Origin of the sequence: Ruegeria arenilitoris, from assembly GCF_013035425.1 — a bacterium.
In the GTDB taxonomy this organism is placed as follows: domain Bacteria; phylum Pseudomonadota; class Alphaproteobacteria; order Rhodobacterales; family Rhodobacteraceae; genus Ruegeria; species Ruegeria arenilitoris_A.
Map to the genome: position 1 here is coordinate 494,849 of NZ_WQHX01000002.1, position 26,564 is coordinate 521,412.

Consider the following 26,564-nt stretch of genomic DNA (forward strand, 5'->3'; position numbering starts at 1 on the left):
TTGATGGCTGTCACCGCCAGCTCAACCGCGGACCTGCCGCGTCTTGGCATCTTGTTGATGCTGTCGGCATGGCTGCTGTTTTCTTTTGTTGATTTGGGCGCAAAGTGGCTGGCCGTGGCCGGAATTCCGGCGTTTCAATTGGCCTTTATGAGGTATGCTGGGCACTTTGTGATCTCACTAGGTGTGATCGCGAAAGGCGGAGTGGATCTAAGCCGGTTTAAAACCGATCATCCTTGGCAAGTCATCAGCAGGGCGCTTCTTCTGATATCCGCGACTGTTTTAAATTTCTACGCGCTGCAATTCCTTCCGTTGACGGTGGTGTCGGCCATAATGTTTTCAAGCCCTGTCATCGTGTGTTTTCTTTCAGTTTTTGTGCTGAATGAATCTGTTGGCCCTTGGCGTTGGGCTGCCATCTTGCTGGGATTTGTGGGCGTCCTTGTTGTCGTTCGACCATTTGGAGCCTCATTTCATCCGACAATGCTCCTTATCATCTACAATTCGACGGCGCTGGCGCTCTATTCAATTATGACCCGAAAACTCTCCGGAATCGTCGCTGTCGATACAATGCAATTTTATCTGGGGTTGGTCGGAACAGTCGTATTGCTGCCATTTGCTTTGTGGTTCTGGATTCAACCTGAGAACGCTTGGGGTTTGATTGTTCTAATCGGGTTAGGCGTGTTTGGTTGGGGCGGACATCAACTGCTCACCAATGCTCATCGATTTGGTACGGCCAACCAGTTGATGCCTTTCACTTATTCGTTCCTGATTTATGTGGCGATTTGGGGCTATCTGTTTTTTGGAACAGTACCTGACGGCAGTACGCTCGCAGGTGCGGCACTGATAATGACGGCAGGGCTGATTATCTGGAAACGGGAAAAAAAATGACGCGAATAGCCTGCATCGGCGAAGCAATGATTGAATTGTCCATATTGGATGATGGCGCAATAGTGGGCGTTGCTGGCGATACTCTGAACACCGCAATCTACCTGCACCGTCAAGCTCCTGATTTGCAGTTGGATTACGTTACCTGCATTGGGGATGATCCGTTTTCAAATCGAATATCCGAGTTTATTTCCGGCCATGGTATTGGAACAGCAGAGATCCATACCATTGCCGGTGCATCTCCTGGTCTTTACGCAATTACAACATCTCACAGTGGTGAACGCAGCTTTACTTATTGGCGAAGTGAGTCCGCTGCGCGGCAACTGTTTTCCGACCTCGATTTTAGTGGACTGGAAATTTACGACGCATTGTACTTGTCCGGAATTTCAGTGGCCATCCTCCCGCACGAAGTCAGGATTGCTTTGCTGAATTGGCTCGATCGAAACCCAGCCAAGTTTATCTACGACAGCAATTATCGACCACGCCTCTGGGAAAGTGCTGATCACGCCCGGCAAATTAATGAACGGCTTTGGCACCGTGCAGACGTGGCCTTGCCATCGATCGACGACGAGATGGCCTTGTTTGGTGAAAGCGCCGAACAAGTCGCCGATCGGTTCGCCAAACACCCCGGCCTTGGTGCCTTAAAACGTGGCGCACAAGGTCCCCTTTCAATCGGTGAAGAGGTACATCAAACCTATTTGCCAGCGGAAAACGTTGTGGATACAACTGCCGCCGGCGACAGTTTTAATGGAGGATACTTGGCCGCTTTGTTGTCCGGAAAATCGCAGGCCGAGGCATTGCTGGCTGGTCATGCGATGGCATCCAAGGTTGTGCAGTTTAGGGGCGCTATTATTCCTGAATAAGCTGCGCTAAATCCTCGGCCCCTATGAGTTTCAATAATCCGATTTCGGGTTCAGATTGTTTAGCTATTCGAGCGATCTCGGCAGCTTTGGGATCGTTTACAAGCCTGCCATTAGCTGTCTCCGTAAGACAATACGATATCCACGCTCGCGTTCCTTCAACAACCGCATTCGATCCCGTTTCCCGCAACGTAGGAACAAACCGGTAAGGCAGCTTTTGACTCCCATCCATTGCTATTTGGTCCAAACGATGAGCCAACTCCGGGTTTTCGAACCTTTTCATCAGCGCATCCAAATAAGCTGAAACCTGATCCTGAATTTGAGACGGCAAAGTTGAAGCGGCATCTTTCATCAACTGAATTACAAGTGTGCGCAAAACTGGGTCTTGAACAGCCTCATGCACATATTCCAAACCTCTCGCTAGCCCGGCATACGCCAAGAATGAATGTGCGCCATTCAACATGCGAAGCTTTCGCATTTCGTACGGCGCTACGTCTTGAACAATCTGAACACCCGGCCAATTTGGTCGTGGCCCCGCAAAATCGTCTTCAATCACCCATTCCGAAAACGCTTCGGTTGGAACAGCCATCGGATCGCCGCTTATGGCGCGGACGGTATCTGTTGTGGCCGGAGTGATCCGGTCCACCATCGAATTTGGGAAGCGAATGGCACTCCAGTCTATTTCCAATTCTGCGGCGGCCGCGAATTCGACAACTGCACCTTTCAACGCCGTACCGTTTCCGACTTGGTTGTCACAACTCAGTACCGTCACAGGACTAGTTCGTCCGACCAACCCGAATGCAAGAAAACCAATAAGTGTCGAAGGTCCCTGCCCTGCAAGGTCAGCCGCGACTGCCGGGTCGGCAAAGTTCAACTGCCCTTTCGCGTCCAGATGATAGCCTTTCTCGGTTACAGTCGCCGATATGATCTCCACATTCTCCACGGCTTTGATAATCGCATCTCGATCTTCCGGAACAACGAGAACATTGCGCAAGATATCGACCCGCTTCACGCCCTGCCCCTGCACGCATAAATCGTAGCGATAACCTTGTTTAGCCAGTCCATCCCTGACCGAAGACGAGCGAAGGCTTACACCGACCACGTCCCAATCACCGGCTTGTTGCGTATAATCCAAAAGATGTGCACGAGCGAAATTTCCAAGTCCGAAATGTAGAATTGTGCCCATCTAGTTTTCCAACCCATAAACCTGCCGAGCGAGGTCAGTCGTAAGCAGCTTTGCCAGTCTTTCAGCGCTCTCCCGTCCAAATTGCCCGTTGGCCACTTGATCCGCCAAATGCACGGCTACACCCCGGCGCCACAGATCATGACGCGCGGGAATAGAAAGGAAGGCGCGTGTATCGTCGTTGAAGCCAGCCAAGTTAAAATATCCAGCAGTCTCAACAACTTGATCGAAATACCGCGCAATACCAGCCTGGCTATCGTGAAACCACCAAGGTGGACCAATACGAAGGCACGGCCAATGCCCTGCCATAGGTGCAAGTTCGCGGGCGTACGTGCCCTCGTCCAAGGTAAACAGCACGATCCTTAAACCTGCATTGTTCCCCACCCTGTTCAAAAGGGCGTCCAACCCATTTACCCAATCCATTGAAATCGGAATGTCAGCCCCTTTGTCCCGGCCGAACTCTTTCATTATATCTTGGTTCGTGTTGCGCTTGCTGCCAGCATGTATCTGCATTGTCAGCCCGTCTTCGACTGACATCTGAGCCATTTCAATCAGCATATGCCCGTAGAAGCGGTTTGCATCCTGCGCTGACCCTTTCTGTTTCTTCAATCGCTGGTACAGTGCATCCGGATCATCCAACCATTCGGTATTTACAACTTGGATTCCGTGGTCGGTTGCCGTGCAGCCCATCTCAATGAAAAAAGCCCGGCGCTGTCTCAAAGCTTCCAAGAAACCCGCAAAGCCGCCGACATCTGTGCCTGTCAAAACCTCAAGCTTTTCCAGATTCTGAGTAAAGCTTGGGTCGGTCGCGTCCAACACCCCGTCCGGACGAAAAGTCGGCACCACACGACCACCCCAACCGCTTTCATGGATTGCCTTGTGATGAGAGAGATCGTCCAAAGCCGAATCTGTTGTCGCCAGAACTTCTATGTCGAATTTATTGAATAATGCCCGTGGTTTATATTCGTCCCGCGCCAAACGCTCCGAAATCTTATCATAAATTTCGTTGGCAGTTTGTGGAGACAAATCTTCTGAAATTCCCAGTGTTTCGCGCAGCACGTAGCTGATCCAATCGCGTGACGGCGTTCCCAGAAAAAGATCCCAGTGTTCGGCAAAAGTGGCAAAAACTTTGCGTGGGTCGGTTTTGCGCCCCTCTTTGCCGACACCAAGTTGGTGCAACGGAACACCCTGCGAATAGAGCATTCTGAAAACATAGTGATCCGGAACAACCAACAGCTCAGCTGGGTTCGGAAATGGATCATCATTTGCGAACCAACTTGGGTCACAATGCCCGTGTGGGGACACAATCGGCAAGTCCTTGACCCCAAGGTAAAGCTCTTCTGCCATCCCCTTCAAAATGCCTGTCAATTTCTGCCTCCGCCGTTAGTCTGCGCACTTGTTAACATATTTTTTACGGCTTGCATCTTTCACGTACAAAGTCTCAGAGTGGCACCGTATGTTGGGGGGATAAATGAATATAGCGTTGATTGGCTTGGGTATGGTCGCAGGCACCCATGTGGCTGCGATAAACGCGTCAGATCAAGATCTCAACCTAGCCGGGGTGTTGGGACGTGACCCTCGAAAGACAGCCGGTTTTGCTGACAACCACGACACCAAAGCGTTCAACTCAATCGAAGAAGTTGCGAATGATCCCAGCGTGGATTTTGCTATCGTCGCGACGCCCCCTGACCAACGCTTGGAACTGATAAAGACCCTGGCGGCAGCAAGCAAACCGGTCTTGATGGAAAAGCCAATCGAAAGAACAATGAGTGCCGCCACAGAGATCGTCGAACTTTGCGACGCAAACAAGATTCCATTGGGCATTGTTTTTCAGCATCGTGCACGTGAGGCCTCCAAAGCCTTAAAGTCCGCCTTGAATTCCGGCGATCTGGGAAAGATCGCGACTGTCGATATTCGTGTGCCGTGGTGGCGAGATCAAAGCTATTACGATGCACCCGGGCGAGGCACATACGCGCGCGATGGTGGAGGGGTCATGATCTCTCAGGCAATACACACGCTGGACCTCGCAATGTGGTTATTGGGGCCAATTTCGACCATTCAGGCGATGATGAGGAAGACACCATTGCACGAATTGGAGGCCGAGGACTGGGCCGGAGCAATTTTTGAGATGGAAAACGGTGCCATTGGCACGATGATGGCGACCACTGCCGAATTTCCAGGCGCAGCTGAAACTATTACGATACAAGGCACCAAGGCCAAAGCCCATTTGGGGTCGGGTGTTCTGACACTAACTTATCTGGACGGCAAAGAAACAGTGATCGGGGAGACAGCTTCAACTGGGGGTGGTGCTGATCCGATGGCCTTTACGCACGAATGGCATCAGTCAGTTATCGAAGATTTTGCAAACTCGATCAGGTTGGGAACGCAGCCTATGTCCACTGGGCGTACCGCATTGTTAACCCATGCCGTCATTGATGCAATGCAGACCGCAAATCGAACTGGCCAAACCACACGAGTTTCTCAATGACGCTAACCTGTGTAGCCCTCGGGCTGGACCACCGTCACATCTACGGTATGACCGAAAACGTGCAAAAAGCTGGCGTGAAATGCGTCGGCTACTGGACGCAAGGGGAGCCCGAAACACTGCCCGGTTTTATCAAACGGTTTCCCGATGTGCCGCGTTTGGATCGACTGGAGGACGCCCTTGGCAGCGGCGCTGATCTGGCCTTGATTTCGTCAATCCCCGCAGATCGCGCGGATTTGGCCATCTGGGCCATGCAAAATGGGATGGACGTGATGAGCGACAAGCCCGGCTGCACGACATTGGAGCAGTTGGGACGGATAAAAAGAGCGGTTTCAGAAACAGGGCGTATTTGGTCAGTCAACTTTTCCGAACGTTTCGAAACTGCGGTTAGCACCCGCGCGACAGAGCTTGTTGAAGCCGGAGCAATTGGACAAGTTGTTCAGACGATCGGATTGGGTCCACACAGATTGAACAGACCAACTCGGCCTGACTGGTTTTTTAGACGAGACCGATTTGGTGGAATTTTGACCGATATTGCGTCTCATCAGATCGACCAGTTTCTGCATTACACCAGTTCAGCCTCTGCCGAAATTACGAATGCCTTTGTTGCCAACTATGCCAACCCAACCGATCCTGAATTGCAGGACTTCGGCGAAATCAATCTACGTAGCGAACGTGCGACCGGATACATCCGCGTGGACTGGTACACACCGGACGCATTGCCAAACTGGGGCGACGGACGACTGACAATTCTTGGTACAGAAGGCTACATTGAGCTCAGGAAATACGTGGATGTGGGCGGCGCACCTGGAACCGATCACCTGATCATTGTGAATTCTGAAATCTGCGAAAAGATTGACGCGTCTGACGCTGGTCTTCCGTATTTCTCGCGTCTGGCGAGTGACATTGAACATCGAACTGAGACTGCGATGACGCAGACCCATTGCTTTACGGTCATGGAGTTGGCCCTACGCGCGCAGGAAATGGCGGAAGTAGAATGATCAATGTTGCAATTCTGGGTGCTGGCATTGGTCGCCAACATCTCACCGCATTCAAAAAGTTGGACGAAGAGTTTCGTGTATCAGCCGTTGTTGACAAGGATGTCGCCCGCATAAAAGAGGTTCGGGACGATAACGACTTTATCGCGATGACCGATACCCAAGAGGCTCTTGATGATCCCGAGATCGACGTAATCGACGTTTGCCTGCCCCCACATCTTCACGTTTCGGTCACGCTCGATGCGCTTGCGGCTGGAAAACACGTCATTTGTGAAAAACCTCTGGCCACTTCGATGCAAGACGTGGACAGGATAATTGAAGCGGCTCTTCGTGCTGGGAAACAAGTATTTCCCGTCTTTCAATATCGATGGGGCCCGTCGCTTGCGCAGCTAAGGCATTTACAACGAGAAGGCCTGACCGGCGAGGTTCAAACAGCAGCTTTGGAGACACATTGGTCCCGCGGACCTGACTATTACTCGGTTCCATGGCGTGGAACCTGGGCAGGTGAACAAGGTGGGGCAGTTCTGGGGCACGCTATTCACAACCATGATCTTTTAATGCACCTGGCCGGTGAAATAGCCACCGTGTCTGCAATGACGACAACTCGGGTAAACCCAATCGAGACTGAAGACTGTGCGGCTATTTCATTTTGCATGAACTCTGGAGCTCTATGCACCAGCAATATCACTTTGGGCGCCGCAAAGGACGAAACTCGATTGCGAATTGTGTTTGAGAATTTGACCGCGACCTCCGGTCTGGAACCCTACGCGCCCGGTCAACCCCCGTGGAATTTCGTCGCGCGGGATCCTTCCATGCAGAGAATCATAGATGACGCAATTGCGCGGGCGCCCGGGGAACCAACTGGGTTCGAGGGGTTTTTCACCGAAGTAGGCAAGGCTTTGCGGTCGGAGCCGAATTCGGCAGTTACACTAAGAGACGGTGCGGCCTCTGTCGGTCTTGTTACGGCGATTTATCATGCTGCGCGCACTGGTGAACGGGTAAGCCTACCTATTAGACCTGACCACCCACTATACTCAGGATGGATGCCATGAAACAATGTTGGCGCTGGTTCGGCCCAAAAGACCCGATAGAATTGGATGACCTGCATCAGGTTGGTGTTGAGGGTATTGTGACAGCTCTACATCATATCCCTCCAGGACAACCATGGGATGAACAATCAATATCCGATCGCCAGTCGTTACTTTCCTCCGGTGGTTTTGGTTGGGATGTGGTTGAAAGCCTGCCGGTTTCAGAGGCGATAAAAACGCAATCTGCGGATATGGCAGAACATGTGTCAGCTTATAAATCCAGTTTAAAGGCGCTGGCCGCGCGCGGGATTGAAACCGTATGCTACAACTTCATGCCAATCTTGGATTGGACGCGCACCTCGTTACGTGCACCGCAGCCGCACGGTGGAACGGCTATGCTGTTCGATCTGACAGATTTCGCAGTATTTGATATACACATCTTAAAGCGTATTGGTGCCGAAGACGAATACTCTGAAAAGATGCGACACGCCGCTAAAACCAGATTCTTGGGCATGTCGGACCAGGCCAAAGTTCAACTGCAAAACAACGTCACCGCAGGATTGCCAGGTGCCAACGATCAGTGGAGCGTCGAAGACGTACGTGCGTTACTGGGAACTTACTCCGGGATTGATCGCGACAAACTGCGTGGGAACTTGATTGATTTTCTCTCTGAAGTGGCCCCGATCGCACAACAGCTGGGGTTACGATTGTGCTGTCACCCCGATGACCCACCATTTTCACTGCTTGGTCTGCCGCGTGTAATGTCCAGCTCGGATGACTATAGCGCGGTCTTGGACGCGGTCGATCTACCGTCCAGCGGTGCCACATTATGCACTGGCTCCCTGGGGGTGAGCTCCGATTTCGATGGACCAGAATTTGTACGAAGACATGGCGATCGGATACACTTTGCGCACCTTCGCAACACGAAACGCATCGCCCAATCCGACGACAGCAAACCCGACTTCTTTGAAGCGCCACATCTTGAAGGTGACACGGATATGGTTGGTACCGTTCGGGAGCTGATGGCCGAAGAAAAACGTCGCCAAACTGACGGGCGGCAAGACTGGCAAATCCCTATGCGCCCCGATCACGGACAGGAGTTATTGGGCGATCTGGGCGGCCATAGCACTCCGGGTTACCCCTTGATCGGTCGGTTGCGGGGTTTGGCTGAATTGCGCGGGGTGATGGCGGCGTTCACGTAAGTGAAACCGCCAATCAAATTTCTTTTTGGCGGTGACACTTCTTTGCTTGCCTGCAATCCGCTTTCTTCGTTTACTGGTGTCACCTAAACGGGCAGCGGGGTGTCTTCCGGACTCGCCCGGCGTCTGGACAAGGCGCGTGAAATCCCCGCGAAAACCGATGCCTTGCAGCATCATTTTCGAAACGTCAGCCTGTATTCGAACGGCTGAAAAACGGGAGGTTTCTATATGAAAACCGCAGGCGTAATCGGTCTTGGCGATATGGGCAGCGGCCTGGCCAAGAACCTTATAAAAAATGGTTTCGAAACATCTGGTTTCGATTTGAGCAACACCCGCATGAGTGCTTTTGCTGAGATGGGTGGCAAAGCAAAAGATTCTGCCGGCGAGGTCGGTGCCCACGCAGACTGTGTTTTTGTCATGGTAATGAATGGAGATCAGGCCAGAGAAGTCATTCTGGGTGAAGATGGCCTGGTCACAAACATGGGCAAAGGCGGGACGGTCATCCTTTCGGCAACCATAAAGCCCGCGGAAGCTCGTGCAATTGGCCGAGACATGGAAGGCTCGGGTATCAATCTGATCGACACTCCTGTATCTGGTGGGTTTCCGGGGGCTCAGAATGGCACACTAACGATGATGGCTGCCGGAGCACCAGATGTTCTGGACCGAAACGCAGAGGCAATGCAGGCAGTGTCGGGAACCATCCACCGGGTCGGCGCCAATCCCGGCGACGGCCAGACAGTCAAGGCGTGCCTCCAATCTTTGATCGGGTCGATCTTTTCGGCCACGTTCGAAGCTGCGGCTCTTGCCGCTAAGGCAGGGGTCAGCGGCCAGGCTCTGCTCGACGTGTTCTCATCTTCCAGCGCGGGATGCGGTGTTGTTAACACTGCGCTTGAAAACATCATTGACCGCAAATTTGTCGCAACAGGTAGCCATATAGCGACAATGCACAAAGATTTGACGATATCGCTTGCACTGGCCAGTGAACTTGGGGTCCCGATGCAGACCGCATCGTCAGCCATGCAAGTGTTTCACGCCGGAAAAACCAAATACCCTGACGGTGACAACTGGATCTGCACGCGCGTGATCGAAGAAATCGTGGGCGCGGAACTGCACCGCTGAAGACTGGGAGTTTTCCAATGAAACTTGGTGTAATTTGCGATGGAATCAGCCGTGACCTAACTCACGCCGTAGATGTGATGGACGAATTCGATCTGGAGTACGCAGAGCTTCAGTTTGTCGGCGATACAGAGGTCGGCGATCATACTGCTCAGGAAATTGCCGAAATCAACGCGCTGTTACGTGATCGAGGTAAACCGGTGTCCTGTCTGTCACGACATATTTTTGCGGGCATGACTGCGGCAAACAAACCCGGTGATGAGCTGCACACAAAGCACATGGACGCTTTAAAGCGTGTCATCGACATGGCACACAACGTTGGTTCACCGTTAGTGCGCATTATGACCCAAAGGAAAGAACAGATTCTCTGGGGTAAAAACGGGGCCGAAAAGTGGAATGTAGCCCATGGCGTCTGGGACACGATGCCGCCTTTGATTGCACCGGCCGTCGAATTGGCGAAGTCAGAAGGTATAAGACTTGTGGTGGAAACCGGGAACGGCACCCTGGTCAATTCTAACTACACGGCCCGTAAATTGATTGACGACTTGGACGCCAAAGACACTTTGAAAGTGCTTTGGGACCCAGGGAATAACTGCTGGTGCCACGAGCTTGCATATCCGGATGGTTACAATGAATTGCGGGGCGGTTATTTGGGCCATATCCACATAAAGGATGTAAAAGTCGACACTCCGAGAGCCACACTGGAAGTCCGCCGAATGGGTGAAGGCCAGTTGGCGGATCTGTTTCAACCCATTGCCGACGCGCTTAGATCTGATGGTTATGACGGCGTTATTTCATTCGAAAGCGTTTACCACCCCGGCAATGGAAATTTCGAAGACGGTTTCCGATTGTGTGTGGATAGGTTCAAGCAACTGTTTGGCTGATAAATACCATGTGACTGACAAAACCTAGGTTTCTGAACGCGGATTGAGGGCAAGGTTTGCCCCTCAACCAATGAGATTTGGAAGAGTCATTGAGATCGCCGGAACAAACGTTATCAGCATTAGTGCGACAAGAATGGCCAAATAAAAGGGCCAAATCGTCCGCACAGCTTTCTCCATTGGCAGTTTGCCTACCGCGCATCCAACAAATAGGCACGACCCGACAGGCGGAGTGCACAAGCCCAATCCCAGATTGACCAGTAAGATCATACCGAATTGCAATGGATCGATCCCCAAGCTGTTTGCGACCGGCAGGAAAATTGGCGTGCAAATCAAGATCAGTGCAGCCATATCCATTATCATTCCCAGGACCAGCAAGACCACGTTTATCATCAACAAGATCATAATGGGGTTTTCGGTCAACCCCGTAAGCAGTTCGACCGTTTTGTCTGGCACTCGGTAGAAGGTCAGCATGTAAGCAAATGCACCGGCGCACGCGATCAAGATCATGACCATTGCTGTTGTGCGCACAGCCGAAGACACGGCGATGCAGAAGTTTTCCCAGGTAATGCTGCGGTAAACAATTAAAGTAACGACGAAAGCGTATATCGCGCCGAAAGCACCTGACTCCGTTACTGTGAAGATGCCTGACAATACGCCCCCAACGATTATTACAGCCGTCAGCAAGCCTGGAATCGCACTAACGAAACTTAGGAGAAGCGCACGCCAACCGGGAAATTTTTCCGCCTGATATCCTCGCCTGACGGCCACTAAATACGCTGCTACGGCTAAGCAGATGCACATCAATATTCCCGGAACAACACCTGCCAGAAACAACTTTGAGATGGAGACACCGCCCCCAGCCGCAATAGCAAAAATAATCATGTTGTGGCTGGGTGGAATGATAATCCCGGCAATTGATGAGGTTACAGTCACATTGACAGCGTAGTCGGCATCATACCCTTTTTCCTTCATCACTGGCACAAGAATGGACCCAAGGGCCGAGATATCGGCTATGGCCGAGCCGGAGATTCCACCGAATAGCATCGACGAAAAAACGTTAACTATCCCAAGTCCGCCTCTAACGGCACCGACCGCAGCAGACGCGAACCTGACGAGGCGCATCGCGATGCCGCCGTGAAACATCAACTCGCCAGCAAAAATAAAAAATGGAATGGCCATCAGCGAGAAGACGTTGATGCCGGAGACGATCCTTTGAAAGCCAATCATCAACGGCAACCCTTCAAACCAAAAGGCCGAAATTGCTGCAATACCCAATGCAAAGGCCACAGGCGTTCCAATCAGAACGCAGAGTGCAAATACTGCCAGCAGAAAAAGAATTCCCATCAAACGCCTCTATTCAATGCTGTCGCTACGCTCGTCGCCACCGACAAACACACGGATCAGATGACCGATGGAGAACACAAGAATAAGCCCCCCACCAATTGTCAGCGGCAATGAACGCAAACCCTCAGGCACTTGGATCAGCGGAATGAGTGATCCCCATTTGAAAATTGTAAGTCGAGCACCAAACCACAGCATCAACCCACCGAAGCCAGCCATCAGGACATCAGTAGAGACAACCAATACTCTTCTGATCCAAGGGGGAACGGCAGACCGTAAAAGCGAAACAGACAAATGGGAATTGTCGTGCACTCCAACCGCAGCTCCAAGAAATGCGATTGTCATCACAAGCAACAAAGCGACCTGTTCGACCCAAGTTGGTGTGGCGTTCAGGACGTACCGACCAAATACAAGCCAACCGAAGATTACGGTGATCGCCACCAGCGCAATACCCGTTAAAACCCGGCAAACATACGCGATCCAATCAAGAATAAGAACCATATTGCGTATCGATACAGGCAGATCGGAAGCTACTTTCATAAGATCATTTCCTGCGTTAAGCACCCGACCACGCATCACCGTGGTCGGGAATTTTCAGGCTAGAGCTTTCTGTCTCAATCTGTTGCCTGGATGGTTTCGACCAACGGGCGTAGATCCGGGTTGGTCGAAAAGTAGGCTTCGTAAACCGGCCCCATTGCAGCCTGAAACGGTGCTTTGTCTGCAACTTCGTTCACAACTACTCCGGCTGCTTCAACCGCTGTACGGCTTGCCGCCTCGCGCTCAGCCCAAAGTTGGCGCTGCAATTCGGCCGACTCCTCCGCCGCTTCGCGGACGGCCGATTGCATTTCAGGTGAAAGGGCACTGAATGTATCAGTGTTTATACAGATGCATTCAGGAATGATCAGATGCTGTGAAAGAGAGTAATAGCCAGCTACTTCAAAGTGACCGGTCGACTCGTACGATGGCCAATTGTTCTCTGCCCCGTCGACGACACCCGTTTTCAAGGCCTGATAAACTTCGGCAAATGCCATTGGTGAAGGGTTTCCCCCAAGCTCGGCTATCATTCCCGTAAACAGGTCGTTGTTCATGACACGCACTTTCATGCCTTCGACGTCAGCAGGCGTATTGATCGCCTTTGTGCCGTTGTAGAACGAGCGAGCGCCAGCATCGTACCAAGCCAGCGGTGTTAAACCCTTTTCAGCCATCCCAGCGGCAATTGCTTCGCCGCCCTCACTTTCCAGAACCCGGAACATGTGTGGCACGTCCTTAAAAATGAAAGGCAGTGAAACAACGTTGGCTTCCGCAACGATCGGACCGATTGGGCCGAGGTTAAAGTTTCCAACTTCCAACGCGCCTGCCCGTACCTGCTCGACAGCGTCAGGTTGGCTACCCAAAGTACCTCCGTGGAACATCTGGACGTTTATTTCGCCGTCCGTCTTTTCGGTTACGAGTTCAGCAAATTTATCCATGGCTATCGTGTTGGGATAACCGTCCACGTGAATATTCCAACCGCGCCAATCTGCTGCAAAAGCTGAGCTGCTCAACACGGCTACCACGGTCGCGGCGCCAAATAGTGCTTTGGATTGTTTCATCGTCATTTCTTCCTCCCTAGAAAATTGGTTTCTTGAGCTTTTGTCCGGTCAAAACCGGTTATGAAAAAAGCAGACCCCCGTTGATGTCGATGTTTGCGCCGGTGACGAAAGCAGCTTCATCCGATGCCAGGTACGCCACCAGGTTCGCGACGTCTTCCGAAGAACCTTCGCGTTTGAGCGGCGTTGCCTCAGCCACGTTGGTTCTCACCTCATTTTTTGTGAAAATGTTGTGAAAATCGGTGTCGATCATCCCAGGACAAACCGAGTTCACGCGGATGTCTGGCCCCAGTTCCTTAGCCAGCCCGCGTGTCATGGTCATAATCGCGCCCTTCGATGCGGCGTAGGCAACCGCACCCGGGCCGCCCCCATCTCTGCCAGCTTGGCTGGCAAAACCAACGATCGCTCCGCCGACGTTCATGTGTGGTAGAGCCGCCTTAACGACGCGCAAGAATGACGTGGCATTCAATTCCATCACGTCTTGCCAGTGGGCTATATCCATTTCCGCGATCGTCTTACGCGCCACTAACCCTCCAGTCACATGCACCAGGACATCAATAGACCCGCCAAAAGCAGAAAGAGTCTCTGAAACAAGTGCTTTGACATCATTGTCTGATGTCATGTCTCCTTGAAGCGAAATTGCGTTTCCTCCGTTTTTCCGGATTTCCGAGACAGCAGAATCCGCCCCTTCAGAAGAACTGTGAAAATTGATCGCGACCGATGCTCCTGCTTTTGCAAGCCGCATTGCGCAGGCGCGTCCAATGTCACGACCACCACCAGTAACAATCGCGACTTTTCCTTCGAGGTTTTGACGGGCGCCAAATTTCTCTGCGATTGATCCTGTCATTTTTAGTCCTTTCTGATTGCGGGTTTTCTTTTGACGGGTTCCATCCAGCGTCCTGACAACCGCACCGCCTCGACGAGATTGCATTATTTAGTCGACTAGGATACTAGTATTGTCAACTGAATAATTTCTGGCCATATTGTGCGAACAAGAAATCAGCAGGGTTCAAGAACGTTGGCAGCAGTCGCGCAGAAAGCTAACTTGGCACAGACACTTTGAATTAACTGGCGCTTTCCCAAACTATTTGAGATGGCGAAAAAGGAAACAAATGCAAAGCCTTAAGGAAAAACTTGCACGGCGCACGACCGCAGATATCGTGTATGATTATCTGTACGAAGCTATCGTCACACTGGAATTGCTGCCTGGAACCAAGTTGTCAGAGGCAGACATTGCCAAAAGGTTTGATGTTTCCCGACAACCGGTTCGCGACGCTTTCACCAAACTAGAATCGCAAGACCTTCTTTTGATACGACCACAGAAAGCCACTCAGGTGCGTAGCTTTTCGATGGAGCGCATAGAACATGCCCGTTTCGTTCGTTTGGCAGTTGAACTGGAAGTTGTGCGCGCGGCTTGCAGCGTCTGGCGACCCGAGCACGCTCTGGCCCTTAAGGAGAATCTGGCTGAGCAACTGAGCGTTATAGAAAAAAACGAAACGGAAAGATTTCACCAACTGGACTATGAGTTCCACAGGCTAATCTGCGAACTGAGCGGAAAACCCCTGGCATTTGAAACCATTCAAGAATGCAAAAGAAAAATTGACCGGCTTTGCGTTTTGAGTCTCGGCCGCCAAAGCGAAGCCAAAACTCTATACGAAGACCACTTTGACCTTGCCAAAGCGCTTTCCGACAAAAACGTAGATGCGGCAACAAATGTTGTCCGTCGCCACTTGAGCAGGATCGATAACACAATCGAAGAAATACACGCTAAACACGCTGACTACTTTGAGTGAGTTGGAAAATTGGACATTTCAAAAGGACGACACAGTAATGGTAGTGCTTAATCCAATCGTGCCCACCGACCCAGGCGTGACGCGTCAAGTCTTGGCGGATCATCCTAACCTGATGATGGTTTCGTTTCGCTTTGATGAAGGTGCCGAGGGGTTACTCCATCAGCACCCGCATGTTCAGGCAACATTTGTCAAATCCGGTCGCTTTGAATTCACTGTTGGCGATGTGAAAAAGGTGCTTGGGCCAGGCGACAGTATTATTATCCCTTCGAACCAAAAACACGGCTGTATATGCCAAGAAGAAGGAGAATTAATTGACTGCTTCACGCCTCGCAGAGATGACTTCGTGTAGAGTTAAAACTATATGAAACAAGAGTTTTTTGAAGTTTCAGTTTCCACACCCGGAAAGTCACTGACAGATATAAGCGAATTGATTCAGCGCGAAGTTACCAGCCGCAGTTTCCATTCCGGTTTGCTTACAATCTGGTGCGCTCACACTGGTGCTTCATTGTTGGTCCAAGCAAATGCGGACCCGGACGTGCAGCAGGATATCTTGGATTATTTTGAGAAACTCGTACCCAAGTCTGCGGGAGCGTACCGTCATAAACCTGACGAAGACGACAATGCTCCGTCTCACTTGCGGGCGCTGCTTACCCAGACCCAGTTATCTATCCCGATATATGACGGACTTCTTCCAATGGGCAAAGTCCAAAGTCTATACTTGTTTGAACACCGGGAAGCCCCAAAAATCCGACGCCTGAACATCCATTACTTGGGTACTTGAGCGACAGCACCTAACAAAGTTGGTCGTCGGCTTCTCGAAATCTGGTATTTTTGAGTTCAGGTCCGAGTTGGAGATGGAAATGTTAACGACAGAGCAGCTAAGAGATTATTGCGGCACCGTAACCAACACTGACATTTGGAACGGCTTCGAATTGCGTCCGGACGACGTAATTGTGACCACACCCCCTAAATGCGGAACCACATGGATGCTGAACATCGTAATGATGCTCATATACCAACGCGTCGTTCCGGATGCCGGAAACTCAAAAGATGCCCCATGGCTTGACTGTGGTTTTCGTGATCGAAAGGAAATCGCGGAATTTTTGAACAGCTTGGACCGTCGCAGATGTATTAAAAGCCACACCCCAATGGACGGGATCGCCTACGGGCGCGAACCGACCTACATCGTTGTATACAGACATCCAGTTGACGCTCACTTTTCATTGCGAACTCATGCGGGAAATATGAAGGAGGACTGGCTCGATTATATGTTTCCAGAAAGCGAGAGCGAGGGGTTTCAGCGTTTTGTTAATGCGCCGGCCACCGATGCTGGGACCGACGATTTAACGCTTGCCTCATTTGTTCATCACTACCAACAGGCAAAAGAGCGCAAAGACAATGGCAACGTGCATTTTTTTCATTACGCCGATATGTCCCGGGATTTATCCGGTCAGGTCGAAAAGCTTGCGCGAATAATGAAAGTGCCTCTACCGCAATCACTCAGGGATGAAATAACTGAGGCAACTAGTTTTAAACAAATGCGAAAAGCCGTTGAAAGTAGTGAGCGCCGTTTTCATAAAGACACGCCTTTCCACGACCTCGCGGATTTCTTTTCTTCTGGCACATCAAACAAGTGGGAGGGGCGCATTTCACCGGAGGAAATGGAAACTTATAGCCGACGAATTCGGAGCCTTTTACCTGCCGAAGAAGTTACTTGGTTGGAAAATGGCTATCAGTTTTGAGTTCGCTGAGTTTGACGCGCTTGTCTGGCATTCTTTGTTCAACCACCACGCTAAGATTCCGAAACGTTTAAATGCATGAATCCCGACATTTAATAAAATCTCGCTCTCAAAAAATTTCGAAAAGTCACTAGAAATCCGTTGATACAGGTCTGCCTCACAATCCGGTGTCGTGACTTTGCATGTCTTGGCCTATTTCAACATTCTTTCTGACACGTCTTTCAGCAGATCATGCAGATCGAACTCCTCACCTTTGTCGGCCAGGCCTCGGTCACGCAAAATAAAAGACAGTCCGTGAACAAAACTCCAAAGCAGGAATCCGCGACGGCGAACCTCTTCGGTGATTCTGGATTCGCCTAGGCATTTTGCGACCTCGGAAAGCAGAATTCCAAAGCTTTGTTGCCCACCCTCCTCGAGCCGGGGGTCAGCAATGCGATCGGTGAATCCCCCAAACTTGAGCCGGAAAACACCCGGTTCGTTCATGGCAAACGCAACATACTCCATACCAATGGCCGTTATACGTTCTGGCGATCCTTCCGGGAATTCTTGCAAAGCGGAAAGCATATTTGCACGATGCCTGGCCATTCCCTCAAGAACAACGGCAACAAGCATTTCGTTCTTGTCTTTGAAGTGTTTGTAAGGTGCTGCCGTGGACACACCTGCCAACCTGCATGCGTCCGAAACTGAAAAACTGTCCGGGCCTTTTTCCTCAACCAACTGCCGCGTCGCCTCTATCAAAGCCGCTCGTAGATCACCATGATGGTAGGCTTTTTTTTCCGCCATTCGGCCTTCCGCGTTGCCGCCAGAGTTCTTGATTAATTTGGTGTCTGTCATGATCCAAGGTTTGGCAGATCACGTATCCCTTGTCAAAGTGAGAAGTTCTAACATATGTTAGAGAGACTAACTTGATGAGGTCAAAATGCCGAATCCAGAGATTTCCGCTTCTGCTCCTGCTAATCGAAGCCCTTGTTCACGCGTCCTTCACCGCATAACACAGCTTAGTTTGACCGTAGGCGTCATCCTCGTCGCTGCTGCAGCGGTCCACTTAGGAGCTTCTGAGCTTTCGCGCCGTGCGAACGCCGTTCCCGCTCCTGACGCCGCCTCGGTGACGCCCGTTTCAGTAACGCCTATTAGTCAAGAAAGTTATTACTTAGTTGATCGAGTTTTCATCGGTCAGGTCGAGCCACAACGGTCTGCAGATATTTCCTTTGAGTTGAACGGAACCCTCGCGAAAATACTGGTCGACGAGGGAGATGAGGTTTCGAAAGGTCAACTGCTTGCTACGCTGGATATCGCGTTGCTGGAAGTTGAACGTGATCGCCTGTCCGCATCTCGCAAAGCTATAGCGGCGCAGCTTTCCTTTGCCCAAAAAACCGTTGAACGCAGTACAAAACTTATCGAGCAAGGATTTACCAGTCAGGCTCGTCTGGACGAGGCAATAGCTCAGCAAGATGAGCTGCTTTCCAGAATGGGAGAGCTAGACGCAGCTTTACGCGACGTGACCGTTCGGATTGACAAATCCAGTATTAAAGCTCCCTTCGCAGGTCAAATTACCTCCCGGCATGTCGACGGCGGTGAAACGCTACGATCTGGAGAGCTTGTTTTGGGAATGGTCGAAATCGTGTCACCGCAGGTACGAATAGGTATTCCACTTGATGTGGAGCCTTCACTTTTGACCGATGTTGAAATCGAAATTGCCGACAACCAGTATCAAGCGAAGCTGGCTACTTTGCGTCCAGATGTCGATCCACTAACCCGGACGCGTACAGCACTTTTTGACCTGAAAGACGGTCCCAACGTCGCGTTTGGACAGACCGCACGTGTTCACATCAGTGACCCGGTCGAAAGTACCGGCACTTGGGTTCCTACAACATCACTAAAAGAAGCGGCGCGTGGTCAATGGACGCTTTTGGTTGCGGACGCCGAGAAAACGGTTCGCATTGCGACCGTAGAGGTAATCCATGCCGAAGATGACCGCGTTTTTGTCAGAGGGATGTTTCCAAAAGGCACTGTCTTGATTGATCGGGGGCCACAGCGTGTGACGGTTGGTCAGCGAGTCGCATTTGGCGGCAACGAGTGACGGAGGATACAAATGGAAACCCTTACATTTCGTCACCCCAGGCTTGTCGCTCTAATAGTCTTGGTGTTGGTATCCGCTGGACTGTCATCTTTTCTTTCGTTGGGGCGGCAGGAAGATCCAACAATCACCAATCTGTTTGCAACTGTGACGACTCAGTTTCCAGGTGCGGACCCGGAGCGGGTCGAAGCGCTGGTAACCGCTGAGATCGAGGAAGAGTTGCGGAAAATTGCTGAATTAGACGAGATAAGTTCGGTTTCCAGATCTGGGATTTCAGTAGTTTCCGTTGAATTGCTTGAAACGCTGGATGAAGCCACCATCGAACAAGTTTGGGCCGAAGCAAGGGATGCGATCGATGACGCCAGTCAGAATTTTCCCACTGGTGTTCTGCCACCAGATTTCGACGCAGAAGGCATTTCCGCCTATTCTGCGGTGATCGCAGTGGCGGCTGACAGCCCGAATTTCCCAATAACGCTGCTATCGCGCCATGCGGAATCCTTGGGCGACAGATTGCGGACGATCCCGGCCACTCGTGCCGTTGATTACTTTGGGCAGCCGGAAGAGGAAGTCCTTGTCAGCGTTGATATGGATAAAGCCGCAGCATTAGGCCTGAGTGCCACTGAAATTTCGCAGCGGATAACCGAAGCTGATGGAAAAGTCCAATCAGGCCGCTTACAGTCCGATGTGGATTTAACCATAAATATCAGTGGGGAAATCGAAACAATTGACCGCATCAGAAGCATTGTTCTGCGCGAAAATGCCGAGGGCGCAGTTGTACTACTGGGTGACATCGCCACAGTGGATCGCGGCCCCCGAATGCCTGAGTCTGCGATCGCATTTGCCAACGGCATGCCAGCCGTTCTTGTGGGCGTTCTTGCTCAGGACGGGGTTCAGATCGACCGGTGGACTGGATTTGTGCGGAAGGAACTTGAAGAAGGTTCTGCGTCAGTCCCTGTGGGTATTCAGGAGTTACTACTCTTTGACCAAAGTAAATACACAACAGACCGCCTGACCGAAGTCGGGATTAACATGGCAATCGGTGTCACGCTCGTGGTTGCGGTTCTGTTCATAACGCTTGGTGTTCGAGCCGCTGCAATCGTCGCACTTGTTCTGCCGGTCGTTTCGCTTGCCACGCTCGCAACAATGAACATGATTGGACTGCCAATTCACCAGATGTCCGTCACCGGACTGATTGTGGCCTTAGGCTTGCTGGTAGACGCCGCAATCGTGATGACAGACGAAATCCGGCGACGTTTGCAAGACGGGATGGATCGTATCACTGCAGTGCGCGACGCGGTACGCCGATTGGCGGCTCCGCTGTTGGCGTCCACCATCACCACCGCGCTAGCTTTCATGCCCATGATCCTTCTGCCCGGGCCTGCTGGTGACTTTGTAGGCGCCATAGCCATCGCCGTTGTGCTTATGTTGGTGTGGTCTTTGTTGGTTGCTTTGACGGTCACGCCTGCAGTTGCAGGCTGGGTTTTATCTGACAGAAAAGACGCTGGAATACTTGCTCAAGGCATCAGTATCCCAGCACTTGCCCGTCTGTTTGAGGCATCAATACGTATTTCGGTCTCAAACCCAGTGCGGTCCATCGCGCTGGCGTTGGTATTACCCGTTCTTGGATTTGCAGCATTTCCCACTCTGACTGCTCAATTCTTTCCGGGCGTAGATAGAAACCAATTCTACATCGAAATTGATATGCCAGGGGGTACTTCGATTTCCGGCACAACGGCAACAGCGCGGCTGATCGACGAAATGCTTTTGGCTGATGCCGGCGTGCAAAGCGTCTACTGGACGGTGGGAGAGTCAGGTCCAGCCTTCTATTACAATATAGTTGGCAATCGCTCGCGTGAGCCCGGATTTGCGCAGGCAATGATCACAACGAAAACTGCGGAAGATGCCGCCCGCCTGGTCGGAGATTTGCAGGGTCGCCTGGACACAGATTTCACCGAAGCCCAAATAATTGTGCGCAACCTTGTTCAAGGCCCCCCAGTTGCCGCGCCTATAGAGGTAAAAATACAGGGACAAGACATTACAATTCTTCGCGAGCTGGGTGACAAGATTCGATCGGTCATGGCCAACCTCGATTTGGTGACACAAGCCCGAGCAAGCGTAAATGGCGGCAACCCCCAAATCCGGTTCGAGATTGACGAGATAAATGCCCGCCTGCTTGGCTTGGATGTTGCGGACATAGCAGGTCAGCTGGACGCCGCGTTGGTGGGAGTGACCGGAGGTTCATTGATAGAAGGCACCGAGCAACTACCCGTTCGGGTGCGTTTTGGTGACGAAATTCGCTCTGATCTGAGCACTATAGTCAGCATGCCTATCCTTCTGCCGGACGCTGCTGCAATCTCCGCTACTGGTATGTTTCCTGCGGTTCCTTTGTCCGAGCTTGCCAAACCCATAGTCGAACCCGCTGAAAGCGTAATTACTCGGACCGATGGCGTCCGTGAAAACACAATTCAGGCATTCATCGTGCCTGGTGTACTACCTGAAGAAGCTCTGCAGGATGTGCTGGAAGCCTTGGATGTTTCGGGATTTGAGCTACCGCAGGGATATACAATGACCTTGGGCGGAGACAGTGATGCACGTTCCAGCACAGTCGGCAATCTGATGGCTTCGGTGGGGTTGATCGTGACACTGTCCATCGCGACAATCGTCCTGACTTTCAACTCTTTCAGGTTAACCTTGGTGACGTTGGCGGTTTGTGTCCTGTCGGCTGGTCTTTCTATGCTGTCACTTGCAATCATGCAATATCCGTTCGGCATTCAGGCGATCATTGGCGTGATTGGCTCCATCGGCGTTTCGATATACGCGGCCATAATAATACTCACCGGCTTGCAACAAGATCCGCGGGCAAGTCGCGGTGACCGAAACGCAATGGCGCGCGTTGTCACCGGTTCCAGCCGGCACATCATCTCGACCACAGTTACGACGTTTGGCGGGTTTCTCCCCCTGATAGTAGGTGGCGGTGCATTCTGGCCCCCGTTTGCGGTGGCAATAGCAGGCGGCGTGTTGCTGTCGACCGTTGTGTCATTTTTCTTCACACCACCTGTTTTTGCATTGGTTTACCATGGGCGTTTCAGAAAATTACTTATTTCCGAGAAACATCAATCCATTTCAGACAAGGCGGTTATCTCATTAGCGGCAGAGTGAGGATCACCTGTCTCGACGATGCACACTCTGGTAAGAACAAAAGCGCAGTTTCAACCTCATTTCCAGATGTCAGACCTGGAGAAAAAGTGTGGTTTTAGAAAAAGGCTGCAGAATTGGCAAACAAGTCTTAGAGTATGCGCAGCCAGACGGGTCGGAACTAAACACAGAGAACCGCTGCGCCTTGCAATCGTCCGGATCGCAAGTCGTCAAGGGCATCATTCGCGCATTCAAGCGGATAAGTTAATACACGGGTTTCTATAGGTATTTCCGAAACCAATTCAAAAAACTCATCACCGTCTTTCCTTGTCAGATTGGCGACGGAACAAATAGAGCGTTCCTCCCACAGGTCTGAATATGGAAACGACGGTATATCACTCATGTGAATACCGCCGCAAACAATACGCCCTCCTTTGCGGGTTGCTTTAAGGGCAAGTGGGACAAGTGCGCCGACCGGAGCAAATATGATTGATGCTTCAAAACTTTCAGGAGCACTTTCAGAAGAGCCACCGGCCCATTTAGCACCCAATTCCAAGGCAAACTTTTGTGCTGCGATGTCGTCATCTCTTGTGAAAGCATAAACATCGACGCCAAGCGACGTAGCAACCTGACAAAGGATATGAGCTGCAGCGCCGAAACCATAGATACCTAAGGATTTTGGATCGCCAGCCATCCTGAAGCTGCGATAACCGATCAGACCGGCACACAAAAGCGGAGCCAAATCCGCCGCTTCTTTTTCTTCCGGCAACGGGAAAACAAAACTCGAATCCGCCACACAGTATTCGGCGTAGCCACCGTTAATTGTGTATCCTGTAAACCCCGGCTCGTCACAAAGGTTCTCGCGATGAGATCTACAAAATTCGCACCTACGGCATGTATGTCCCAGCCAGGGAACGCCGACTCGCTGACCAATTTTTAACTTGCCCACCCCCTCTCCCAAGTCACTGATACGCCCGACGATTTCATGTCCTGGGACAAGCGGCAGTACGGGGCTTTTCAGGTCACGATCAACGATGTGCAAATCAGTTCGGCAGACACCACACGCTTCGACTTGCACCTGCACCTGCCCTGCGCCAGATACTGGAATAGGTAATTCACAAAGTCGCAGACTGGGACTCTTCCCATCGAAAACCATTGCTCGCACAGCACACCTCCTTGCAGTGCACTATCTCGAAAACAGCGACCAAGCTCCAGCTTGCCCCGACGCGCGACATTGAACGTCCTGATAGTGTTTGAAGTTAAGTCAGCGTGGATAAGGATCACCTGGTTACGTGAACTGCACATTTGGCATGATGCACAACCCTGTTCGCAGTTGACCCTAGAAAGATATTCTCAAAACCCGGCTTGTGCGAAGCAATTACAATGCAGTCAACATCGTGTTCGTTGGCGAAATCGACAATCGCCCTGCCAGCATGCCCGGAAACCAACTTTGCTTGAGCGTCGGGCAACTCTGACGCATTCTTGAGTAGGTTCTCCTGAATCTCATGGCGTGTGTTCTTGAAAACCTCTTCTGGAATCTGAGACGCCACGTACGCCGGAATAGGTTCCTGCACGTGGAGCATAATGAATTCTGCATCGGCGTCAGCCAGCAGGCGCGCCGCTTCAAAAGAAGCCCGAGTATCATGGTCACTATCCAGCGCCACAGGGACTAGAATTTTCTTGTACATGTACAGTCCTTTCGACTGATCGGGTTAAATTCAAGTGGAAACTTCCAATGTTAACACCCTAAACCGGCTCTGACTTTGAAGACTGCCCAACTTTTTTCGCTGTGGTGGTAACATCGTCAATTGTTTTCTCCACGGCTTCCGCTTCAGTTTCTGCCGCATATGCCGCACAACGGGCAACTGTTTCGAACCATTCCTGAGCGTCCGCGATCAGACGTTCTGCTGAGTGACGCTGCCATTCCGTAATCGTTTGCATGGCTTTCGATGGATCGCCTGCATTGGCCGACGACGCGGTACGCGCCGCCTTAAGTGCAGACCGAACAGCCTCATGACGCCTTTCAAACCAATGTTGTGCAAAGTTTTCTGCTTCTTCCAGCATCTTCTCCTGCGCGTCCCAAAATTGCTCAATCTGAGCGCCAAGAACAGGATTCACAGACTCCGAAGGCTGCATTTGTTTGAACACGTCGATCAATGTTGTGGGGTGTTTTGGTTTCGGCGTCTTATCTGGCATCGAAAGTTCCTCCTCATTCTCTCGCCAGCCATTGTGCCGATACTCACAAATTCCGCTTTAATTTAGATCAATTTCATCGATCATCTTTGTCCATGACCATTCAACGAAATTCGTTTATTCACTTACGCGACAGGCATCCTGGAAAACTTCTTTTAAAATCAAGGGATGCGGACATTGAATGAGTCATCATTAGTTATTTGTTTGGAAGGCCACCAGTTTCGCATGAGTTGGTGACGAGGTTTTTCAGAAAAAATCTGCCCTAAATTCACGGAGATTCGTCACAACTACCCGCAGCCGAAATAAAAGATCAGACCAGCCCCTTTGGGAGGAGATAAAGAGGCTGGTCCTTTGCGTTGGCGTACACTGTTGAACTTTCGCCGCCGCTTGCGCTGGCATACTCTGGGAGGAGCGAGAACCAGCAGATTCATAGTGCCTATTAAACACCTGGTAATTACATGTTTTTACAGGTTTTCGGCGTCGCTACCCCAATCATCTGAAAGCAATTTCTCGGCATACATTGGTATGTCTGCCCGCGAGATCCCGATCTGGGTAAGTTGGTGATCACTCATTTCGGATAGAGTTGACATCATTCGCGCCATTTGAAGTGTTCTTAATACTCCGCGCATGCCTGCAAATACTTTGTTCAGTCGCGAAAGGATCAGAGGCAATATACTCTTGGCCCCACGTGACATGGAACTCAAATATAACAATGTGTTATCCGAGATTGGCCCGACTGCTTGCGATTTAAAGGTCATTTGCTGCCTCCTTTGCCAGTCCTTTGATACTGCCACGCGGAATACCTAAATCATTGAGGTCACGGTCAGTGAGATTAGAAAGTTCGCGATAAGTGTTTAGATAGACCTTTCTTTTGGTGATGGCGGCCCGCACGGCATCCCGCTTTTGCTGAAAGACTGTGCGGCCAGCATGCAGAACGACCTCTAACGAAGTAATCGATCTTGTATTTGCCATAATTGCGCCTCGTCTATTGCTGCATTGCAGTATTTATGCTGCACTGCAGAAGTAACCGAGCTTGATAGCGCTCACAATTTCTTAAATTGGAACAGGACCCATTCCAATTTGGAACAGGCCAATGGTGTGAAATGGATATATCTGCGCAAATGTTGATCTTTGCGACCGTCGTTGAGCGCGGGAGTATTTCTGCGGCTGCCCGGTCAATGGATCAGACCCCTTCTGCTGTAAGCAAACAAATCGGATTGCTTGAAGATCGCGCCCATTACCGCCTTCTTAACAGAACTCGAACCGGTGTGTCGCCTACGCAAGAAGGTATGGAATTTTACCGAAGATGCAGAGCCATGGCCGACAAATTCAAAGAGGCCGAGGCACTTATATTGAATCAGGATGGAACGCCTCGCGGCAAACTCAAGGTTGTGTCAACCGTTGCATTCGGAAAGTCGCAATTGATCCCTCAACTTCCAAAATTCATGGAAGAAAACCCTGAAGTTGAGGTCGCACTTGACCTGACGGACAGGGAAGTTGATTTGCAAAGTGAAGGATTTGACGCGGCCATATGCTTTGACGAACAACACAAAAGCCCTGACACGATCGTGCGCCGTATTATGGAAAGCCGTCGGGTTTTATGCGCATCACCAAAATACCTAGAGCGCTGCGGAACGCCTTCGAACTTTGAACATTTGGCACAACACAATTGCTTAAGAGTTGCGGGAAGCAAGTTTCGGAATTCTTGGAGGCAAGCAGAGATCGACGGCAACCAGTTATTTGAGGCGCAAGGGAATTTCGAAGGTAACAGTACAGACGTGATATACCGCGCGGCTCTTGCAGGTCTCGGGATCGCCAGACTGCCCTGTTATATGGTTGAGCAAGAATTTAATTCGGGCGAGTTGGTTCAGGTCATGCCCGAATATTCGCCGAACAGTACCGACATTGTCGTAATGTTCGCGGACAAGCGAAATTTGGCGCCAAAAACCCGCGCATTCATAGACTTCTTGGCACGTCAATTTAAAAACTCTTCTAAAGATCTGGCGATTGAAACTTGTCCGTAGGACCTTGTCGTTCATTAGCTGAAGCGGCTTATACCAGA

The 26,564-nt window shown here is 51.1% G+C and carries 27 protein-coding genes; 15 read left to right on the forward strand and 12 right to left on the reverse strand.

What is annotated here, in order from left to right:
• Positions 1-3 precede the first annotated feature (3 nt).
• Positions 4-885, forward strand: coding sequence for a DMT family transporter (locus tag GOV45_RS08020; protein WP_170476226.1), 882 nt, complete (start codon positions 4-6; stop codon positions 883-885).
• Complete coding sequence (locus GOV45_RS08025) at positions 882-1,745, forward strand: sugar kinase (protein ID WP_170476228.1); 864 nt, start codon at positions 882-884, stop codon at positions 1,743-1,745. The genes GOV45_RS08020 and GOV45_RS08025 overlap by 4 nt, the downstream gene beginning before the upstream one ends.
• Here GOV45_RS08025 and GOV45_RS08030 read toward each other — a convergent pair.
• Positions 1,732-2,928 (reverse strand): mannitol dehydrogenase family protein, encoded by a 1,197-nt coding sequence (locus tag GOV45_RS08030; protein WP_170476230.1) that lies wholly within the window; start codon positions 2,926-2,928, stop codon positions 1,732-1,734. The two genes, GOV45_RS08025 and GOV45_RS08030, sit on opposite strands and share 14 nt — an antisense overlap.
• The gene (gene uxaC, locus GOV45_RS08035) at positions 2,929-4,272 is read right to left on the reverse strand and encodes a glucuronate isomerase (RefSeq protein ID WP_170476604.1); all 1,344 of its coding nucleotides are present in this window, start codon (positions 4,270-4,272) and stop codon (positions 2,929-2,931) included.
• 124 nt (positions 4,273-4,396) lie between these two features.
• On the opposite strand from uxaC, the gene GOV45_RS08040 reads away from it, so the two are divergent.
• From GOV45_RS08040 to GOV45_RS08065, 6 genes are all read left to right on the forward strand, one after another.
• On the forward strand, positions 4,397-5,413 hold the full coding sequence (locus GOV45_RS08040) for a Gfo/Idh/MocA family protein (RefSeq protein WP_170476232.1): 1,017 nt from the start codon (positions 4,397-4,399) through the stop codon (positions 5,411-5,413).
• Positions 5,410-6,411, forward strand: coding sequence for a Gfo/Idh/MocA family protein (locus GOV45_RS08045; RefSeq protein WP_170476234.1), 1,002 nt, complete (start codon positions 5,410-5,412; stop codon positions 6,409-6,411). Before GOV45_RS08040 ends, GOV45_RS08045 begins: the two co-directional genes overlap by 4 nt.
• The gene (locus GOV45_RS08050; RefSeq protein ID WP_170476235.1) at positions 6,408-7,460 is read left to right on the forward strand and encodes a Gfo/Idh/MocA family protein; all 1,053 of its coding nucleotides are present in this window, start codon (positions 6,408-6,410) and stop codon (positions 7,458-7,460) included. Before GOV45_RS08045 ends, GOV45_RS08050 begins: the two co-directional genes overlap by 4 nt.
• On the forward strand, positions 7,457-8,638 hold the full coding sequence (gene uxuA, locus GOV45_RS08055; RefSeq protein WP_170476237.1) for a mannonate dehydratase: 1,182 nt from the start codon (positions 7,457-7,459) through the stop codon (positions 8,636-8,638). The genes GOV45_RS08050 and uxuA overlap by 4 nt, the downstream gene beginning before the upstream one ends.
• Positions 8,639-8,863: 225 nt before the next feature.
• Entirely contained in the window at positions 8,864-9,754 is an 891-nt protein-coding gene (locus GOV45_RS08060) for an NAD(P)-dependent oxidoreductase (protein ID WP_170476239.1), read from the forward strand.
• Positions 9,755-9,771: 17 nt separating this feature from the next.
• On the forward strand, positions 9,772-10,635 hold the full coding sequence (locus GOV45_RS08065; protein WP_170476241.1) for a sugar phosphate isomerase/epimerase family protein: 864 nt from the start codon (positions 9,772-9,774) through the stop codon (positions 10,633-10,635).
• Positions 10,636-10,698: 63 nt separating this feature from the next.
• Here GOV45_RS08065 and GOV45_RS08070 read toward each other — a convergent pair whose 3' ends face one another.
• The 4 genes from GOV45_RS08070 to GOV45_RS08085 all read right to left on the reverse strand — a co-directional run bounded on the left by GOV45_RS08070 (position 10,699) and on the right by GOV45_RS08085 (position 14,496).
• The gene (locus tag GOV45_RS08070) at positions 10,699-11,979 is read right to left on the reverse strand and encodes a TRAP transporter large permease (protein ID WP_170476243.1); all 1,281 of its coding nucleotides are present in this window, start codon (positions 11,977-11,979) and stop codon (positions 10,699-10,701) included.
• A 9-nt stretch (positions 11,980-11,988) separates the two neighbouring features.
• Complete coding sequence (locus GOV45_RS08075) at positions 11,989-12,516, reverse strand: TRAP transporter small permease (protein WP_170476245.1); 528 nt, start codon at positions 12,514-12,516, stop codon at positions 11,989-11,991.
• A gap of 74 nt (positions 12,517-12,590) precedes the next feature.
• Positions 12,591-13,568, reverse strand: a complete 978-nt coding sequence (locus GOV45_RS08080) for a TRAP transporter substrate-binding protein (protein ID WP_170476606.1) — start codon at positions 13,566-13,568, stop codon at positions 12,591-12,593.
• A 58-nt stretch (positions 13,569-13,626) separates the two neighbouring features.
• Positions 13,627-14,496, reverse strand: coding sequence for an SDR family NAD(P)-dependent oxidoreductase (locus tag GOV45_RS08085; RefSeq protein ID WP_254447939.1), 870 nt, complete (start codon positions 14,494-14,496; stop codon positions 13,627-13,629).
• A 181-nt stretch (positions 14,497-14,677) separates the two neighbouring features.
• Here GOV45_RS08085 and GOV45_RS08090 point away from each other — a divergent pair, with 181 nt between their 5' ends.
• The 4 genes from GOV45_RS08090 to GOV45_RS08105 all read left to right on the forward strand — a co-directional run bounded on the left by GOV45_RS08090 (position 14,678) and on the right by GOV45_RS08105 (position 17,100).
• Positions 14,678-15,358, forward strand: a complete 681-nt coding sequence (locus GOV45_RS08090) for a GntR family transcriptional regulator (RefSeq protein ID WP_170476247.1) — start codon at positions 14,678-14,680, stop codon at positions 15,356-15,358.
• 37 nt (positions 15,359-15,395) lie between these two features.
• Complete coding sequence (locus GOV45_RS08095; RefSeq protein ID WP_170476249.1) at positions 15,396-15,707, forward strand: cupin domain-containing protein; 312 nt, start codon at positions 15,396-15,398, stop codon at positions 15,705-15,707.
• Between the two features lie 12 nt (positions 15,708-15,719).
• Positions 15,720-16,139, forward strand: coding sequence for a secondary thiamine-phosphate synthase enzyme YjbQ (locus GOV45_RS08100; protein ID WP_170476251.1), 420 nt, complete (start codon positions 15,720-15,722; stop codon positions 16,137-16,139).
• A gap of 79 nt (positions 16,140-16,218) precedes the next feature.
• Positions 16,219-17,100: a sulfotransferase domain-containing protein gene (locus tag GOV45_RS08105; RefSeq protein WP_170476253.1), complete on the forward strand. Its 882-nt coding sequence runs from the start codon at positions 16,219-16,221 to the stop codon at positions 17,098-17,100.
• Between the two features lie 189 nt (positions 17,101-17,289).
• On the opposite strand, the gene GOV45_RS08110 is transcribed toward GOV45_RS08105, so the two are convergent.
• The gene (locus GOV45_RS08110; protein WP_254447940.1) at positions 17,290-17,931 is read right to left on the reverse strand and encodes a TetR/AcrR family transcriptional regulator; all 642 of its coding nucleotides are present in this window, start codon (positions 17,929-17,931) and stop codon (positions 17,290-17,292) included.
• 85 nt (positions 17,932-18,016) lie between these two features.
• Between GOV45_RS08110 and GOV45_RS08115 the strand changes: the two genes are divergently transcribed.
• Complete coding sequence (locus GOV45_RS08115) at positions 18,017-19,177, forward strand: efflux RND transporter periplasmic adaptor subunit (protein ID WP_170476255.1); 1,161 nt, start codon at positions 18,017-18,019, stop codon at positions 19,175-19,177.
• 12 nt (positions 19,178-19,189) lie between these two features.
• Positions 19,190-22,333 (forward strand): efflux RND transporter permease subunit, encoded by a 3,144-nt coding sequence (locus GOV45_RS08120; protein ID WP_170476257.1) that lies wholly within the window; start codon positions 19,190-19,192, stop codon positions 22,331-22,333.
• A gap of 157 nt (positions 22,334-22,490) precedes the next feature.
• Here the strand turns inward: GOV45_RS08120 and GOV45_RS08125 are convergent, their stop codons facing one another.
• The 5 genes from GOV45_RS08125 to GOV45_RS08145 form a co-directional block, all read right to left on the reverse strand.
• Positions 22,491-23,465, reverse strand: coding sequence for a zinc-dependent alcohol dehydrogenase family protein (locus GOV45_RS08125; protein ID WP_174823626.1), 975 nt, complete (start codon positions 23,463-23,465; stop codon positions 22,491-22,493).
• A gap of 124 nt (positions 23,466-23,589) precedes the next feature.
• Complete coding sequence (locus GOV45_RS08130) at positions 23,590-23,997, reverse strand: universal stress protein (RefSeq protein WP_170476261.1); 408 nt, start codon at positions 23,995-23,997, stop codon at positions 23,590-23,592.
• A gap of 58 nt (positions 23,998-24,055) precedes the next feature.
• Positions 24,056-24,505 (reverse strand): phasin family protein, encoded by a 450-nt coding sequence (locus tag GOV45_RS08135; RefSeq protein ID WP_170476263.1) that lies wholly within the window; start codon positions 24,503-24,505, stop codon positions 24,056-24,058.
• Positions 24,506-24,966: 461 nt separating this feature from the next.
• Positions 24,967-25,260, reverse strand: a complete 294-nt coding sequence (locus GOV45_RS08140) for a DUF1127 domain-containing protein (protein ID WP_254447941.1) — start codon at positions 25,258-25,260, stop codon at positions 24,967-24,969.
• The gene (locus GOV45_RS08145; protein ID WP_170476265.1) at positions 25,250-25,474 is read right to left on the reverse strand and encodes a DUF1127 domain-containing protein; all 225 of its coding nucleotides are present in this window, start codon (positions 25,472-25,474) and stop codon (positions 25,250-25,252) included. The genes GOV45_RS08140 and GOV45_RS08145 overlap by 11 nt, the downstream gene beginning before the upstream one ends.
• 131 nt (positions 25,475-25,605) lie before the next feature.
• On the opposite strand from GOV45_RS08145, the gene GOV45_RS08150 reads away from it, so the two are divergent.
• Positions 25,606-26,526 carry a LysR family transcriptional regulator gene (locus GOV45_RS08150; RefSeq protein ID WP_170476267.1) on the forward strand — a complete coding sequence of 307 codons (921 nt, stop codon included), beginning with the start codon at positions 25,606-25,608 and terminating at the stop codon, positions 26,524-26,526.
• The last annotated feature ends 38 nt before the right edge of the window (positions 26,527-26,564 follow it).

Excerpts from the sequence above, each read along its gene's own strand:
- GOV45_RS08020 (WP_170476226.1), top strand. The coding sequence starts at position 4 with ATGGCTGTCACCGCCAGCTCAACCGCGGACCTGCCGCGTCTTGGCATC.
- GOV45_RS08025 (WP_170476228.1), top strand. The coding sequence starts at position 882 with ATGACGCGAATAGCCTGCATCGGCGAAGCAATGATTGAATTGTCCATA.
- GOV45_RS08030 (WP_170476230.1), bottom strand. The coding sequence starts at position 2,928 with ATGGGCACAATTCTACATTTCGGACTTGGAAATTTCGCTCGTGCACAT.
- uxaC (WP_170476604.1), bottom strand. The coding sequence starts at position 4,272 with ATGGCAGAAGAGCTTTACCTTGGGGTCAAGGACTTGCCGATTGTGTCC.
- GOV45_RS08040 (WP_170476232.1), top strand. The coding sequence starts at position 4,397 with ATGAATATAGCGTTGATTGGCTTGGGTATGGTCGCAGGCACCCATGTG.
- GOV45_RS08045 (WP_170476234.1), top strand. The coding sequence starts at position 5,410 with ATGACGCTAACCTGTGTAGCCCTCGGGCTGGACCACCGTCACATCTAC.
- GOV45_RS08050 (WP_170476235.1), top strand. The coding sequence starts at position 6,408 with ATGATCAATGTTGCAATTCTGGGTGCTGGCATTGGTCGCCAACATCTC.
- uxuA (WP_170476237.1), top strand. The coding sequence starts at position 7,457 with ATGAAACAATGTTGGCGCTGGTTCGGCCCAAAAGACCCGATAGAATTG.
- GOV45_RS08060 (WP_170476239.1), top strand. The coding sequence starts at position 8,864 with ATGAAAACCGCAGGCGTAATCGGTCTTGGCGATATGGGCAGCGGCCTG.
- GOV45_RS08065 (WP_170476241.1), top strand. The coding sequence starts at position 9,772 with ATGAAACTTGGTGTAATTTGCGATGGAATCAGCCGTGACCTAACTCAC.
- GOV45_RS08070 (WP_170476243.1), bottom strand. The coding sequence starts at position 11,979 with ATGGGAATTCTTTTTCTGCTGGCAGTATTTGCACTCTGCGTTCTGATT.
- GOV45_RS08075 (WP_170476245.1), bottom strand. The coding sequence starts at position 12,516 with ATGAAAGTAGCTTCCGATCTGCCTGTATCGATACGCAATATGGTTCTT.
- GOV45_RS08080 (WP_170476606.1), bottom strand. The coding sequence starts at position 13,568 with ATGAAACAATCCAAAGCACTATTTGGCGCCGCGACCGTGGTAGCCGTG.
- GOV45_RS08085 (WP_254447939.1), bottom strand. The coding sequence starts at position 14,496 with ATGCAATCTCGTCGAGGCGGTGCGGTTGTCAGGACGCTGGATGGAACC.
- GOV45_RS08090 (WP_170476247.1), top strand. The coding sequence starts at position 14,678 with ATGCAAAGCCTTAAGGAAAAACTTGCACGGCGCACGACCGCAGATATC.
- GOV45_RS08095 (WP_170476249.1), top strand. The coding sequence starts at position 15,396 with ATGGTAGTGCTTAATCCAATCGTGCCCACCGACCCAGGCGTGACGCGT.
- GOV45_RS08100 (WP_170476251.1), top strand. The coding sequence starts at position 15,720 with ATGAAACAAGAGTTTTTTGAAGTTTCAGTTTCCACACCCGGAAAGTCA.
- GOV45_RS08105 (WP_170476253.1), top strand. The coding sequence starts at position 16,219 with ATGTTAACGACAGAGCAGCTAAGAGATTATTGCGGCACCGTAACCAAC.
- GOV45_RS08110 (WP_254447940.1), bottom strand. The coding sequence starts at position 17,931 with ATGACAGACACCAAATTAATCAAGAACTCTGGCGGCAACGCGGAAGGC.
- GOV45_RS08115 (WP_170476255.1), top strand. The coding sequence starts at position 18,017 with ATGCCGAATCCAGAGATTTCCGCTTCTGCTCCTGCTAATCGAAGCCCT.
- GOV45_RS08120 (WP_170476257.1), top strand. The coding sequence starts at position 19,190 with ATGGAAACCCTTACATTTCGTCACCCCAGGCTTGTCGCTCTAATAGTC.
- GOV45_RS08125 (WP_174823626.1), bottom strand. The coding sequence starts at position 23,465 with ATGGTTTTCGATGGGAAGAGTCCCAGTCTGCGACTTTGTGAATTACCT.
- GOV45_RS08130 (WP_170476261.1), bottom strand. The coding sequence starts at position 23,997 with ATGTACAAGAAAATTCTAGTCCCTGTGGCGCTGGATAGTGACCATGAT.
- GOV45_RS08135 (WP_170476263.1), bottom strand. The coding sequence starts at position 24,505 with ATGCCAGATAAGACGCCGAAACCAAAACACCCCACAACATTGATCGAC.
- GOV45_RS08140 (WP_254447941.1), bottom strand. The coding sequence starts at position 25,260 with ATGACCTTTAAATCGCAAGCAGTCGGGCCAATCTCGGATAACACATTG.
- GOV45_RS08145 (WP_170476265.1), bottom strand. The coding sequence starts at position 25,474 with ATGGCAAATACAAGATCGATTACTTCGTTAGAGGTCGTTCTGCATGCT.
- GOV45_RS08150 (WP_170476267.1), top strand. The coding sequence starts at position 25,606 with ATGGATATATCTGCGCAAATGTTGATCTTTGCGACCGTCGTTGAGCGC.